The following is a 14,861-nucleotide window of genomic DNA, read 5'->3' as shown; positions in this document are numbered from 1 at the left end:
ATCGTTAAAGTGACTAGCGATAAACCACGTGTAAGGTAAGGGGTCACATCTGGACTATTGGCAATATTTACATGATATGTATAATATGAAACCATGGCAAGACCGGCAAGAATAGAATTTGAAGGTGCTTTTTACCACGTGATGAATCAGGGAAATCGCAGAGAAGATATTTTTCTTGATACTCGTGATCGGGAAAAGTTTTATGAGATTGTTGGCAACATTGAAAGTCGATATGGTATTAATGTTTATGTATTTGTATTAATGTCCAACCATTATCATATCTTATTAGAAACTCCCCATGCTAATTTATCACGTGCAATTCAACGCCTCAATGGAGATTATGCTTTGTATTTTAGCCGAAGGCACAAACAGCCTGGACGTCTATTCCAAGGCAGATATAAAGCTATGTTGGTAGAAAAGGATGTATATCTTTTAGAATTAAGCCGATATATCCATTTAAATCCATTCAGGGCAGGACTCACTCGAAAGCCTGAGGAATACAAATGGAGCAGTTTACCGGCATACGTGACAGGGAAGGCACATTTCCCCTTTACCCTTCATTGGGAATGGATTGTATCAAGATTTGGTAAAAGAAAAAATAGTGCTACAGGGGGGTATTTAGAATTTGTTCGGGAAGGAATGAAGGACGAAAACAACCCTGGGTTAAAAGCAGCGGGAAAGTGGATATTAGGGAGTGATGGTTGGGTAAAAGCGGTACTTAAGAGATGGGGTAATTTTTCATCAAAAGAATTAAGCGGGGTAAAACCATTCAGGAAGAATATATCGATTAACACGCTTGAGGAGTGCGTTTGCAAAGAATTTGATGTGAAAAGGGAAGCGTTGGAAGCGCCAGTGTATAATAATATTGCCAGACAGGCAATACTGTTTCTGGCTGTAAATCATGGTGGCATGACATTAAAAGAAGTCAGTCAAAAGTATGGAGTGCGGAGTTATTTTTCTGTGAGTAAAGCAGTTAGCCGTTTCCGTCAACGACTTGTAAAAGACCATAAATTACAAAACAATTCAAGAAAATATTGTCTAATGTCCAGATGTGACCTTTATTTCAATACATAACAGGAAAATAAATTTGATTATATTTTTGGAGTTAGCGAATATGATGCAAGCAATTATCAGTAAGGTATGCATACAAATATATTTCATAATTGCCGTAAAATAATGTGACATTTTGGAAGTTTAATTTAAAGTTAGCTGCTTCAAGTGATAACGGATATGCCAGAAGGAAACGATCTTGTCCTTTCCAAAGAATTGGATACCGTGCGGTTCTGGGTAAAGCGCGAGCTGGAAGCGAAGTATCTTCCGGCCCTGCCTGACCTAGTCGAAGAACTACTATTTCTACAAGGTAGGACCGCATGGAATTTTAAATACTCTAATCTAAAGGTTGACCCGCTCAAGGCGTCGAAGATAATCTCATTTACTACCTTTGCATTGTTAAAAAAAGAATTTCATCGGTTTCTTGATAAGCATCGTTATTCGTTTAATGCAACAACTATTTATTGTTCAGATACACGCAAGCTTAAGATAAAAAATATCCAGGCAATCGAGGAACGTTAGCCGAAGGGGTCGCAAAAAAGAATTTATTAGATTGCAAGGAGGTTTATTATGAGTACTTTTAGTGTGAGATTACCGGAATCGTTACATAAAAAAATAAAGAAAATTGCTAAAAAGGGATTCAAGATAGGAACTAATCGGATAAAATATATCGGAAATTAAAGGGAGGCAAAACGATGAAACAGATAACGGCAACAGATGCCCTTGCATTGTCAATACCTGAAAGAATCCAACTTGTAGAGGATATATGGGACACTATAGCCGCTGAACCGGAAGCAATAGAATTGACAGAAGATGAAAAAGGATAATTGATGAACGATTGGAGGCTTACCATAAAAACCCTGAATCAGGTTCTCCATGGGAAGATGTTTATAAAAGGTTAGTGAGCAAGCAATGAAATATAAGGTCATTGTCAGGCCTGAAGCCGAAGATGACTTAAAGGAAGCCTTTTCCTGGCATGAAGATAAGAGAACAGGGTTAGGCTATGATTTCCTTTTGCAGGTTGATGCAGTGCAGGTAAAGGGGTCACATCTTGAATAGTGAATAAGATATTGACATAGATAAGAGGCATATGATGCTGTAATGGTATGGCAAGGCCATTGCGCATTGAATATGAAGGCGCCTTTTATCATGTCCTATCGCGGGGAAACGAGCGAAAAGAGATTTTTTGGGATGATAAAGACCGTAGTCTGTTTACTGAAATACTTGGTGAAATGTCTTTAAGGTTTTCAGTAGACGTCTTTGCTTACGTACTCATGGACAATCACTATCATTTGCTGCTCAGGACTAACAGACCAAATATTTCAAAATCCATACAGTGGCTGGGAGTCGCCTATACACGGCGATTTAACGTAAAGCATCACCGCAACGGACATTTATTTCAGGGCAGATTCAAATCATTTCTCGTTGAAAATGAGAAATACCTTACTTGTCCTTTCCTGTTATATCCAAAGGAAATGGTCCAAGATTATTCCCGAGAGGAAAAGCGTGTATGGGAGGATTTCCGGCATGGTTTGTTTTTCGGGAGTCAAGAGTATTGCAAGAAGGTAAAATCAAAATACATGGGGGATAAGGAGCCGGACGTTGAAGTTCCTCAAAAACGCTTTTTTTTAAGGGAAGAGGATTTAAATACCGTGTTAGGAAGGGCTGCTGCAGCTATGGAATGCGATATCAGTGCCCTCATTAATCCCAGAAGGATAAATGGGCAGGAGAAAGACAAACGTGACATACTGATCTATTTATTGTGGAATACGGGATTATACCGGAATAATGAAATTGCAAAAATATTTAATCTGAGTTATTCTTCAGTCAGCAAACAGGTAAGTAATATAAAATTGAAGCTAGGCAAAGAATCGCACATAAAAAAAATATTCAGCAAAGCTAATTCACTATTCAAGATGTGACACTATTGCTTTCCTATGCCAGCTTAGGCGCTAAGTAAGCACAGGCATTGTTAATTTTGTAGTAATTGTATGGAAATTTCAAAGTTGCCTAATTTGCCCTTTGATTTATCAGGAAAACACTCCCTTTAACGGCTTTGGCCTTCTTTTTCATTTCAGCCGCAACCGTGCTTATTTCAAGAAGTGATTGGAATCGCGAGTTCTCTTTTGACTCAACAACTGCGAGCGATACGGACATCAAGGGGAACCTGCATTTTAGATTATTCCTGTCCAGGGTTTCTATGCAGCCGTTTTTCACGTCAATTTCTGCGTAAAGCTTGGGTACCATGACGTCAAATTCACGGATAAATCTGGCGCACAAGTCTCGCACTTCCTCCGTGTGAATAATAGCGATAAAATCGTCTCCTCCAATGTGTCCAACATAGCCAATTCTTGAAACGACAAATATCTCCATAATCAAATATGCCGTTTTTTTGAGTACTTCGTCACCCTTGCAAAATCCATAATAGTCGTTATATGCCTTAAAAAAATCCAGGTCAAAATACACACAGGCAAAATCCTGACCGGCTCTTATCTGTTTTTCAACAAATACCTTTATGGAATCGTTTCCTGGGAGTCCTGTCAGCGGGTTCGCCTGGCTTGCATGTTTTATTTTTAAGGTGGTCATCTTCTCAAGCAGGGCATGAACCGTGGAAACGCCATAATACTTATTGTTATTGGTAATGGTAATGGTAATAATAAATATATCGTATAGCATGGAAAAATCTCTTGAGAGCACCTGTTTTGCAACTGAATCAATATCCTCGGTTACATCAACAGTCAAGAACGTTGTTCCCATTAAATACGAAACAGGACGTTTATAAAAAAGATCATAGCCGAACTTTTTACTCAACTGAGAGAAAAGGTTGGTTTTCGTAACAAGCCCCACGGGAATTCCATTATTCACAATTGGTATGCCAAGCATTTCCGGGTTCTGATTAAATGTTTCTACCAATTTTCCAATCTGCGTGTTGCAATGAAAGGCAGGGGCATTCAAAGATGCTATGCTTTCAATTCTTGATTCATCAGAAAAGACTTCTCCGCCATTGGCATGATGCCGCAAAATGATTTTGTTTTTAACGCAGCCTGGAACGAGTTGTAGTGTTGGTGATGGTTTGCCGAAAAGGTAGCCTTGCCCCCAATCAATCCCAAGCATTTTTACGGTGGTAAATTCTTCAAACGTCTCTATGCCTTCCGCTACAATTTTTGAATTCAAGATCCTGTGGCACATATCTACCAGCATTTTTACAATGGCCTGTTTTTTAAATGATTTATCTATGTTTTCAACAAGAAATTTATCAATTTTCACTTTTTGCGGATTTATTTCCGATATCAGCCGCAGGCCTGCGCTTCCAGACCCAAGGTCGTCTATAGCTATTGAAAATCCTTGCGATTGATAGTGTGATAGCGCCTGATGGAAAATCTGAGAGTCCTTTATGAACGTCCTTTCCGTAATCTCAAGGACGACGTTGTCCATTTCTAACTCACATTCCTCAATTAATTTCTTTGTCTTTCCTTTATCATGTTTTGAGTAGGTTATACATGCCGCGTCTATATTGATAAATAATTTGACAGGCTTTGTGTTGAGACCCAATATTTTAGCGTTCATAATGGCCTTTTCCCTGCAAAGCATATCCAGGTCTTCCAACATCTCAAGTTTTTCGGCAACTTCGAACAGGTATATCGGATTTTCGAACAAACTTGCTTCCGGACCTCTGCTTAATGCCTCATACGCAACGACGTCTCCAGTGGCAAGGCAAACAATGGGCTGAAATTTGGTGAAAACCAGCCCCTTCTCAATAATGTCTATGAATTCTTCTTCCAATTCCTTGTTAATACCCGATTTTTGATTTATTTCAGAAATGAAAGCAATTGCGGCTGTCATAGCGCATACCCCCATTTTTATAAACGGCACGTTCTCGTTTCGCACCAAACTTTAGAAATACGCCTATTTTTTATAGACAAAAACATCTATTTTTAAAAATATTTAATACGGCTTTGCAGTGAAACGGCTAAACATCATAGCAGCACAGACAAACTGGATTTGTCCGTGCTGCCCCTTACTATGAATTTTATTGTTCAGCTTCAAAGAATCTAATTTGTTTGACTAAGTATTTCTACGTTAAAAAGACACCCTTACTGCTGAGACATAGGGTAAGTTTTTTTAAACCTTCCAATCGCCTTAACGTATCTCCTCCCATTCGTTACTGCCTCGTTATACTCATACCTTTTAAGACAGGGCACACATTCGATGTAATTATCGTGCTGCCGCAGATTAGGCAAGGTAAAGCTTGCGTCAATGCATCGCCCCAATTCTGGCGATTGTCTGACGATCTGAAAGTTGCTCGTAAAGATTTTAAAATCCTTATCATTCCCACATTCAGGACAAATAAAAAACGTGTTCATTTTCATAATAGTAGCTCCTTTCCATAAATATAAGATTAAACTCTCTAAACCCTTACATTACAAATCATACCTTCGGCAAATTTCTTTTGCACAACAAGGACGACTGTGTTACCGGCTTGAAATTCCTATTCCATTAAACAACTCTTATGTAAAGGCAGTATAAAGAACATGTTAATTTTATGTTAAGGTTGCGACGGGTCAGGGGTGTTTTATACCTGGAGAATATTTAACGGAAAATATCCTCATGACGCACAACACCAATACCAGGACGGCTATCGTACCCAGTTTGTACAGATCGAATTCCTTAAACCAACACGCCATGATTTCCGTAAGCATGACAACGATGACCGTGTCTATAATATAGGTCACCTTTACGCGGCCTTCGGAAAAATACGCCATAGTGGTTTTAAATATCTCCAGTAGGGCAAGGATGGTGAGGGCGTCTATGATAATAACCCGCAGGGCGTGTTCTATGTCCATGCTAAAGAGGAGCCGCAAATGAAACATCGTAATGACAACGCCGCCCAACATGCCGGAAAGGATGACCATGATGAGAATGCTGAGTATCCATTTTGCCAGCTTTTCATAAAATATCGAAGGATCAAATGCCTGCCATTTTCGTTGTAAATCAGTTTTCATATTTTCTAATTTCATAATAGTTTTTACCTGCTAAATGTAAGACAGGTACAGGGGTTACACTAAAGTAGGGGCGAAGCATTTGCCCGTTTTGGGTATGAATGCATTTATGACAATTTACAGCAAATGCTTCGCCCCTACACTCAAGAATGATATTTTAAGACGAAACTATTTGCACAAGATTTCGCCTTGCTTTTGTGTCAAAACTATCGTGGTTTGGCAATACGCTCCACCTGTTCCATGTACTTAAGAACGTCGTCTCGTGGTTTAAGTTGCTGCGCCTTGCGGAGCAGAGGCAGTGCTTCGTCATACTTACCCATTCCTACTAGTAACTGTGCATGGCGCACCCTGGCGTCCGCCTCATATTTTTCTATATTGGCCGCCCTTTCGTAATAAAACACTGCCCTTTCAGTGTCTCCATTCCGGTTGCTGTGTTGACCAAGCAGAATCAACGCCTCGCCATCCAGCGGGTCAAGTCCGACAATCTCCTCCAGCACGCGCGCCTCCTCGCCTCCGGAACCTTCAGCAACGGCCAGCCTTGCACTAAGTTTAAGCAGGTCTTTATTTTCTTCAGTGCTAAGCTGTCCGCCATGCAAGGCCTTTATACTATCAAGCAGTTTCCTTGTTTCTTTAATCTCTCCACGAGCAGTCAACGCTTTGGCGGCACGGATGGCGCGCTCAATCTTATACTGTGTACCTTTTCCCATAGCACGAATATAAGCATCTACCGCCATTTCGTATAATCCCTCATTGATATAAACGTCACCCAGCATGTTGAGGCTATCTATGGTAGATTTGCCAATGCGATCGACAAGTTCATAATTTTCAGCGGCCTTAAGCGGCTGGTTAAGCCCGATATAGGCATTTGCCTGCAGCAACCAGAAATCTGCACGGTCCGGATGGGCAGAAATCAGATTGCTACAAAGCGAAACAGCCTCTGCATACCTTTCCTGTTTAAAAAGGCTGCGAGCCAGCCCCATTTTCCAGTCAATAGTGGCAGGGTCCAGCAAAACGGCCATGCGAAAAGACGATTCGGCAGAAAGGTGATTTTCCACAGATGAATATGCAAAGCCCAGCAGCCCGTAAGTTAATGAATCGCTTCCGCCAAGTTCAATTACACGGGTAAGCGCAGGCAGTGCTTTTTCAAATTCGTTCATGCGTACATATATAAGCCCTAAATTGCGCCATGCACGGCGAAATTTCGGATATTTTTCCACGGCAATCTGATATATCCCTGCGGCCTGGTCAATCTTTTCCTGTTGAAATAATATGTTAGCAAGCATAAAGTCATAAAGCGCATTCGCCTTGTCACCACGGCTCTTTTCCAGCAGGCCGGCAGCCTTGTCCATTTCACCGGAAGACATAAACCCAAGCACCTTCTGCATCCTGTCGCGTTCCTCTATAGTCACGCGCGGCTCAATCTCGGTCTCTGCCATATAGCTTTCGGCAAACCGTTTTTGGAACGACAAATCATTCCAGATTTTCAGTTCTGATTGACTTAATCCCGAAGCACAGGCCTGCCGTTCTTCAGGGACGGTTATCCATGAAATCAAATAAAATATACCGGCGATGATGAAGATAAGCATATTATTTGTAATCTGCAAAAATAATCTTTTCATAATTACTATCCTTTCGGAAAACTGATGGGAACACGCATGCGAAACCGGACGGCCTTTCCGTTCCGTTTGCCAGGTTCAAATTTCCATTGCTTTACCGCTGCAAGCGCTGGCTTTTCAAATACAGGATCAGTAGAACGCTGCACCATGGGGTCTTCAACACGTCCGTTCTGATTAACAATAAAAAGTATGTAGACCGTTCCCGGCGCCTTTTTTCTTACCTGTTTGTCAATGACAGGCCCCGGCTGATAGACAACACGCGGCTTCTGGTCAAGATCCGCCATTGAAAACAACGCGTCAAGATTATCGTCCCCTGCGCCTGCGGCAACGGTATTTAGTTTTACGGCAAAGTCGCCGGACAGCCAGCCTTCATTTAAGCCCGGATTAAGGGCCAATTCAAGCTGCGAAAGGTCTAGCGGTGGCGATTCGTCCATAAGTTCAGGCGGAGGTTCTTCAGGTTCCGGCTCTTTTTCCGGTTCTTCTTCCGGAGGTGGCGGGGGTGGAGGCACATAAGCCGTATCTATATCCCGCACCGCCATATCAGCCCGTGGGGGTTTGCTTATCGTCTGCATTAGCGGCAATATGAGAAAAAAGAGAAACGTCAACCCCGCTGCGGCAGAAACAACCCGTATGTAATGATAAATATGGCCGGAAGTAGAACTCGTTTTATAATCTTTCACTCTATTTATGCTCAACTTTTAGACTGACGGGAAGCAATACTTACCTTGACGGCGCCCGCCAGCTTGGCTTCGTCAATGATACGTACCAGCAGTCCGGACTGCGCTGCGGTATCAGCCTGAATTATTACCGGAACCTCTTCCTTCTGAAGCATGCGTTTCACCAGCGGCTGTACTCCGCTGACGCCGATTTCCCTACCGCCGTAAACTACCTCTCCCTTATCTGTCAGCGCTATCAGTATGCTTGTTTTTTCCAGACGGACAGAGGATGCCGCCTGAGGCTTATCAACTTCAACCCCTGTCTCTTCAACAAAGGTCGTTGTGACGATAAAGAAGATAAGCAGGATAAAAACACAATCAATCAGCGGCGACATATCTATCCCTGTATCACTGTTATCCTCCGCCGCTAAATCACGTAAACGCCCCATAAAGTCCCTTCCTGTTTAAAATGGTTTCGCAAGTTTTTTATAAAGTTTTTGTGTAAAAATTGTTTCCAGATGGGCAAGAAAGCTTTTGTACCTTTCGTATTGACGCGACAGGTGATACTGAAAAAAAAGGCCTGGCAGCGCCAACACCAATCCGGTTTCAGTCGTAATCAATGCCTCCGAAATCCCTTGTGCAACAAGCCCCATAGTTTTTTCACCGCCTGACCCTGTAGCAAGGGCGCTAAATGTCGTAAGCATACCTGTTACCGTCCCCAGAAGGCCTAAAAGCGGCGATACACCTATACATATTCTCATAACGAGCAAATCCCTTCCTAACGGGGCAATCTCCGTTGTATGGAGTTCCTGAAACAAAACAATGGCATGTTTTATCGAATTGCCGCCTGCAACAAAATCGAGCAGCGCTCCGATATGCCCTTTTCTTTCTTCAGGATGATTAATCCAGCGGCTCCATATCTTTTCAGGAATGTGACGAAATCCCTTTTCGTTCAGTTTAAAGTGCATATGCGCTCCAAGTCCAAACAGTACCAGGGCGTTTACCGCAAGGGCAATCATGCTCCATCCTCCGGAAAGCCATAAGGATAATGCCTGTTCCCATAGGGTTTTTAAATATTCGGTCAATACATTCATTGTATATACCTTTTTATCAATTATCACTCATTGCTAAACAACTATCTTCTTCTTTCATTTTAACGCGTTCATAAGGCGTCTTATTCACCTGATTGATGAAGGCAGCAGCGGCTTTTTGCATCTGATCAACTACACTGCGCGCCTTACGTGAAAGAAAGGCATGCAGCAGCAACGACGGAATTGCTACAATCAAGCCAAACTTGGTGGTAATAAGAGCCTCTGAAATACCGCCGGAAAGGGTTTTAACGTCTCCCGAACCAAATACGGTGATCAGTTTAAAGGTGTTTATAATGCCGGTTACCGTACCCAACAGTCCAAGCAAAGGAGCTGAAGATGCACTGATGGCAATAAATGGCAACAGGCTCTGGAGTTTCAGGCGTGTGGCAAGTATCGTTTCGTACATGACCTCTTCAATCAGTTCGCTTTTTTCTTTAACATGTTCAACTCCGGCTGAGAGCATTTTTCCGACAGGCCCTTTGATGGCTTCAGCCGCCTGCATGGCTGCGTTTTTATCGTGCCGCGCAATGGCGTTGATAAATACACCTATATCTTTTGAAGGCGGATTACGTAGAAAGGCTAAACCAATGAATTTGTAAATTGCCATTAAAAGCGCAGCCCCCGCCAGTGCAAAAATGGGAACCATGACCACCCCTCCCTTGCGTATATGCTCCCAAAATGTTTCTTTGGTAGCTTCAATTTTGTGAGCATTGCCAAGTGTCGGATCGATTGGAAAATATCCGATGGAATTTGATACAACCTGTGCCGCCGCAACGGCGTCGCTGTTACTTGCAAAGCCGATAATTGAGGGTTCAAGCGAGCCGAGGCGCTGTTCCGCAGTGCCTACATTATTTCCATCCTTTGAGCGAAAAATCGCAACCGGCCCGACGAGAGCAAAATCACCATGTCTTACCAATCCGTCGGTATCAACCGCGTTGCCTTCAAAACATGAACCGCCGAGCGCATCTTCCAGACGTGTTATAGATACAGACACTAATGCCGCCTGAGCCTTAAACACCTCATCTTTGGAGAGATTGTTGTTTTCGGCAGCAAGCCTGGCTTTTTCAACTATTTCCCCATAGCGCTGGATTTCAGCGATGTGCAGCCTTGTTTCAAAATTTCTTACGTATTCTCCCATCAGGTTGGAAAGATACGTAGCCTCTTCATGGCGCGATTTAATTTCATTTCTCAGGTTGCTAAGGTCAAGCGTATGGCTGTCAAGCATACGTGAAGTCTTTTGATAATCCATACGTACCCGGACGAGTTCACCTTCAAGGTCGTTAAGCTTGCGGTTAATCGGGATTTTTTCATCTGCTATCAATTCACGTAGGGCGCTGAGTTCCGCCAGGCCTTCCTCAAGTTGCCCCTGCACTGTTACTTCAGCACGGGTAAAGGATCCTTCGACATTCTTTTGCGGGTCATCAGCAAATGCATTCCCCCAAAAAATAGTAAGCAGCATTACAATACCTATATAATTAATTATCTTCATAATACCCTCATTTTCCGTTTATTGAATTTCTATGGGCAATTGCACAAATGCCGCCGCAGTTTCATTTTTCAAAATTGCTATCGCTTTGGCAATAGCAGCGGCATGTTCATTGGCAGGCCTCCAAATCCAGCCGTCTTGTGAAGCAGTTCCTAATCCTGCCTTGTCGCAATTACCGTTAACAAAATATGACTGACCTATTCCAATATAAAGAGACGTCGCTTCAACATGGTTTCCGTCCGGCAGGCCATGCACTTCACTTACAACGGATATCTCTCCGTTAAATTTATTTACTTCGTTTAGTATTCCAATGATATTTTGAAACCGTTCTCCCAAAGACAGTTTTGTATCTTCCTGGTTTTCTGAAAGCCTCTGGCTGAGCGGTTTCACACGTCCTCTAATAGGGTCGGGCAGTTTTTTTAAGAGTTCCCTTGTTCTGGTTTCAAGTTCTATCACGGTAGCGTTTAAAGTTGTAGATGCTTTTTTAAGTTTTTCATTTTCTTCAAGCATTTCAGCCCTTTTTTTATCCGCTTCCGTTATACTTGCTTCGATCTCACTGTTTTTTTTACGCACGGTCTCAATTTCGCGTCCCAGCAGTTCTATCCGCTCAGAAAGCATTTCCTTCGCAAGCTCAAATTCCAGTTTCTCTTTTGAAATAATGCGACGGGTTTCAACCCATTTTTCTAGCGCCGCCCGTGCGCTATCCACACTGCCGTTAGCCGTTTCGAATGGTATTGTTATAAAGGCAAACATGAAAAAAGCAATGAGCAGCAATGCGGCTGCGCGTAGCCGGCAATGCATTTTCACTAATAGACCGCCAATGGTTTTTACTCTCCGGCATTTATATATTTTTTTGTTTTTCATAATTTATTCGTCCTTTTTTAATAAAATAATGTCTTACCATGTACCGCTTATATAAATCGAAAAATCCATCCCCTCCGTATAGGAGGTTCTGACCTCGTCATTTCCTAAATAACCCGGCGGCCTATATACCTCTTCAATTTCAGGGTTAAGCAGGTTTTTCGCCTTAAACGTTATGTTAAAGTGTTTCCCGATTTTTTTTGAAGCGCTGAAATTAAGAGTGCCGTATTCCGTTGCATAGACGTCCGGCACATAGTTTCCGTTTACATTTCCCGCACCGGCCACCAGCGTATCTCCTTTCACCGTATAAAAAAGCCCTATTTGCGTACCAATGCGTTCAATATCATACATTGTGTAAATATTGTACAGATATTCAGGCGCATTCATCATATTGCGGCTGGTCGTTTCCACCCCGGCGTCGGCAAGCCGTGCTCGTTCGCTCTCAGGAAGCGTCACTTCCGAGTCAATAAACGTTGCGTTGCCGCCTATCGAAATACCCTTCAACACATCCCAGAAATAGCCCAGATGCTGTCGTGTCTCTACTTCAAAACCGGTCAATTTCCCTTCAGGAAAATTCAGCGGGGTCGTAAATGAAAAAGCGTTCACCAGGTCCTGCACGTATTCAATGGGGTCTTCGATGTCTTTGTGGAACCAGGAAACTGATATCAAGCCGCCATTATAAGGAGTATAGTCGAGCCGCAGGTCGTAATTTTTTAATGCGCTCATTTTCAATGCATTATTTCCTATAAAAACATCGTCACCCAGAAATTCCTGCTGTTGAATCGGAGTGAGTTCCTTAAAAGTCGGACGCGCCACGGTTTCACTAAATGAACCGCGCAATGTGATCTTGCTAAATGGTTTCAATACAAATCCGAGTAAAGGCAACACATCATCCTGACGATACGCGACGTCCGCATCTCCAGGAAGCAGGTCAACGTATAGACGATTCCCGTTTTCGTCGGTAGTAACCCATTTAGCGTCTTTTTCAGGGTCATTTATTACGTTCAGTTTCGTTGTTTCATAGCGTGCTCCGCCAATCACATTGAGGAATGAACAAAGGGGTAAGTCCGCCATGTAGTACCATGCCGAAATCTTCTGTTCTCCCTCGTAGTCGACATCAACAAAGGGCGGACCGTCTTTCATTGTAGGGCCGCCAAGGTCAAGGAATTCGTCGCTATAAGAATAGTCATCCCATGATCCTTCATACGTTGGAATAGCGCTATCCCCCGTTAGCCGGTAATTGCCATATGAATCCTGATCATACTTACGGTCTACCTTATCTGTGAAAAGCCCTAATTTCACATATCCTTTATCTCCGCTCCATTGTTCAAAAGGAAACCTCAGATTTAAAAAATACTGGTCACTTTTTTCCGAAATATCGGTCCATGTCCGTGATGCATTTCCCAGCAGGAAGTTTGCAGCAGGCGTGTATGGGCCATAATAAGCGGGTTTGTATTCCGGATCGATTCCATAAACCGGATACCCTTCATCATACGATTCTGCATACCAGGCAGAACCAAATTGCCGTTTGTCTGGTTCATCAAGACCTGAAAAACTCAGGGCAACTGTCCAGTCGATTTTAGGAGAGAGGATCGTAATGAAATCATTAATGCCCGCTTCAGAGAACGGCACGGTATGATCTCCTGTAAATTGCAGTGTATCGGTCTCCCTTTCCGTATATTTTAACGTTTCTGTTCTGAGGTAGGGGGCTGCAAACCTATTGTCCGGGTCATTCCCCAGTCCTTTCGGGTCGTTTGGGTCATATCCTGGAAAATAGTATGCCTTGCCTCTGGTATCTTCAGCAAGAATCGATTTGTCCTCCGTAACCTGGGTATGCATATGAAGCGCCTGCAGCGAATGGTTTTTTATTTCCATCCCAATTGCACTTAAAACACCCCATTGCACTTCTTCAGATGACTCCGTGACGTCAAATAGAGAGGTTTTAAAATCTTCTCCAACAGCGGGTATGGGTGGATCGGGCGGGGAATCGGGGTTTCCATACTGCGGAGTCAGCCCATCGCCCCTGTATTTGCTGTCAATCCACAAAGCATCATCGACGCCATTGTCGAAATGCGAACTGTCCTTTTTATAATAGGAACTGACAAGCCCCCCGACACTGACGCCATTTCCCAATTCAATTCTTCCTCCGGCAGCCATCGACATTGAATAATCAATTGGCGCTTCATCTCCGGTAACTCCCATTGAACCGGTAAATACACCGTCTGAAGGGATATCCCTGCTTTTCTTGTCTATCCCCCAGAAATTCACTCCTCCCCCCTTGTAGGTGAGGAAATTATCGTTACCCGCCGCCTGCGTGTTATATTCATATCCGGTTTTGAATCTGATTACATTTTTATCCGGAATACCTTTCAGCGCCACATTTACAGCGCCTCCGGATGCATCGCCCTGTTGATCCGGCGTAAATGTTTTGCTTACCTGAATGCTTTCTATTACTTCCGTAGGAAATTGGTCCAACTGTACAGCGCGTTTATCCGGGTCTGCGGTAGGCAGCCGCACGCCGTTCATTTGTGAACTGACATATCTGTCCGGCAGCCCTCGCACGACAGCAAATTTGCCGTCTTGCACCGTAGCTCCCGATACAAGACTCAACGCGCTTGCCGCATCAGTCACTCCTGCCTGATGTAGCCATTCTGAACTAACGGAATCCAGAAGTGCCGGGCTTTCAGCGCGAAGCTCCATAAGGCCAGCCTCTGTATCTCCTGTACGAATATCCTCAACAATAAACTCTTCCATATCCGTAAACTCTCCAGACAATGAAACTTCAACTTCCGTCATCTTCCCTGGAGAAACTACAACATTTGCCTGCACCTGACGGGTATAGCCGCTTTTCGAAAAGATAAGCGTATAGCTGCCTGGCGCTACCTGGTCAAACAAATATATTCCTTCGTCTGTAGCAATTATCTTATCTCCCGTTTCTGCAATAGTAACCTGCACGGTAGCCAATGGCGCATCAAACTCCTTGTCATACACAATCCCGCGAATTGAGCCTTTCTGCTGAGCGAAAGCAACACCTGCAAATAATAATGACAAGATGATGCTTAAACAGCCACTCCGTTTATTAGTCATTTTTAAACAAATCT

15 protein-coding genes are annotated in these 14,861 nt (G+C 43.1%); 5 read left to right on the top strand and 10 right to left on the bottom strand.

Features of this window, described 5'->3' with window-relative positions:
• The first annotated feature begins 93 nt into the window (after positions 1-93).
• The 5 genes from ABJL82_RS02145 (at position 94) to ABJL82_RS02125 (ending at position 2,972) form a co-directional block, all read left to right on the top strand.
• A complete protein-coding gene (locus ABJL82_RS02145; protein ID WP_347273042.1) occupies positions 94-1,074 on the top strand; it encodes a transposase in 981 nt (326 codons plus the stop codon).
• 156 nt (positions 1,075-1,230) lie between these two features.
• Positions 1,231-1,572 carry a hypothetical protein gene (locus ABJL82_RS02140; protein ID WP_347273041.1) on the top strand — a complete coding sequence of 114 codons (342 nt, stop codon included), beginning with the start codon at positions 1,231-1,233 and terminating at the stop codon, positions 1,570-1,572.
• Positions 1,573-1,745: 173 nt separating this feature from the next.
• Positions 1,746-1,877 carry an addiction module protein gene (locus ABJL82_RS02135; protein ID WP_347273040.1) on the top strand — a complete coding sequence of 44 codons (132 nt, stop codon included), beginning with the start codon at positions 1,746-1,748 and terminating at the stop codon, positions 1,875-1,877.
• A gap of 85 nt (positions 1,878-1,962) precedes the next feature.
• The gene (locus ABJL82_RS02130) at positions 1,963-2,109 is read left to right on the top strand and encodes a hypothetical protein (RefSeq protein WP_347273039.1); all 147 of its coding nucleotides are present in this window, start codon (positions 1,963-1,965) and stop codon (positions 2,107-2,109) included.
• Between the two features lie 47 nt (positions 2,110-2,156).
• The gene (locus tag ABJL82_RS02125) at positions 2,157-2,972 is read left to right on the top strand and encodes a transposase (protein ID WP_347273038.1); all 816 of its coding nucleotides are present in this window, start codon (positions 2,157-2,159) and stop codon (positions 2,970-2,972) included.
• A gap of 88 nt (positions 2,973-3,060) precedes the next feature.
• Here the strand turns inward: ABJL82_RS02125 and ABJL82_RS02120 are convergent, their stop codons facing one another.
• From ABJL82_RS02120 to ABJL82_RS02075, 10 genes are all read right to left on the bottom strand, one after another.
• A complete protein-coding gene (locus ABJL82_RS02120) occupies positions 3,061-4,893 on the bottom strand; it encodes a bifunctional diguanylate cyclase/phosphodiesterase (protein ID WP_347273037.1) in 1,833 nt (610 codons plus the stop codon).
• 251 nt (positions 4,894-5,144) lie between these two features.
• Positions 5,145-5,420 (bottom strand): hypothetical protein, encoded by a 276-nt coding sequence (locus ABJL82_RS02115; protein ID WP_347273036.1) that lies wholly within the window; start codon positions 5,418-5,420, stop codon positions 5,145-5,147.
• Between the two features lie 192 nt (positions 5,421-5,612).
• Positions 5,613-6,068, bottom strand: coding sequence for a phosphate-starvation-inducible PsiE family protein (locus ABJL82_RS02110; RefSeq protein ID WP_347273035.1), 456 nt, complete (start codon positions 6,066-6,068; stop codon positions 5,613-5,615).
• A gap of 188 nt (positions 6,069-6,256) precedes the next feature.
• Positions 6,257-7,669, bottom strand: a complete 1,413-nt coding sequence (locus ABJL82_RS02105) for a tetratricopeptide repeat protein (protein WP_347273034.1) — start codon at positions 7,667-7,669, stop codon at positions 6,257-6,259.
• Between the two features lie 5 nt (positions 7,670-7,674).
• Positions 7,675-8,346, bottom strand: coding sequence for an energy transducer TonB (locus ABJL82_RS02100; RefSeq protein WP_347273033.1), 672 nt, complete (start codon positions 8,344-8,346; stop codon positions 7,675-7,677).
• An 11-nt stretch (positions 8,347-8,357) separates the two neighbouring features.
• Entirely contained in the window at positions 8,358-8,771 is a 414-nt protein-coding gene (locus ABJL82_RS02095) for a biopolymer transporter ExbD (protein WP_197705197.1), read from the bottom strand.
• A gap of 15 nt (positions 8,772-8,786) precedes the next feature.
• Entirely contained in the window at positions 8,787-9,416 is a 630-nt protein-coding gene (locus tag ABJL82_RS02090) for a MotA/TolQ/ExbB proton channel family protein (protein WP_347273032.1), read from the bottom strand.
• A gap of 16 nt (positions 9,417-9,432) precedes the next feature.
• Positions 9,433-10,902, bottom strand: a complete 1,470-nt coding sequence (locus ABJL82_RS02085) for a MotA/TolQ/ExbB proton channel family protein (RefSeq protein WP_347273031.1) — start codon at positions 10,900-10,902, stop codon at positions 9,433-9,435.
• An 18-nt stretch (positions 10,903-10,920) separates the two neighbouring features.
• Entirely contained in the window at positions 10,921-11,763 is an 843-nt protein-coding gene (locus ABJL82_RS02080; protein ID WP_347273030.1) for a DUF3450 family protein, read from the bottom strand.
• A gap of 33 nt (positions 11,764-11,796) precedes the next feature.
• The gene (locus ABJL82_RS02075; protein ID WP_347273029.1) at positions 11,797-14,847 is read right to left on the bottom strand and encodes a TonB-dependent receptor; all 3,051 of its coding nucleotides are present in this window, start codon (positions 14,845-14,847) and stop codon (positions 11,797-11,799) included.
• Positions 14,848-14,861 lie beyond the last annotated feature (14 nt).

The sequence above is a fragment of the Candidatus Kuenenia sp. genome (genome assembly GCF_039794105.1).
GTDB lineage: Bacteria > Planctomycetota > Brocadiia > Brocadiales > Brocadiaceae > Kuenenia.
This window is presented reverse-complemented; position numbering and strand designations above follow the sequence as displayed.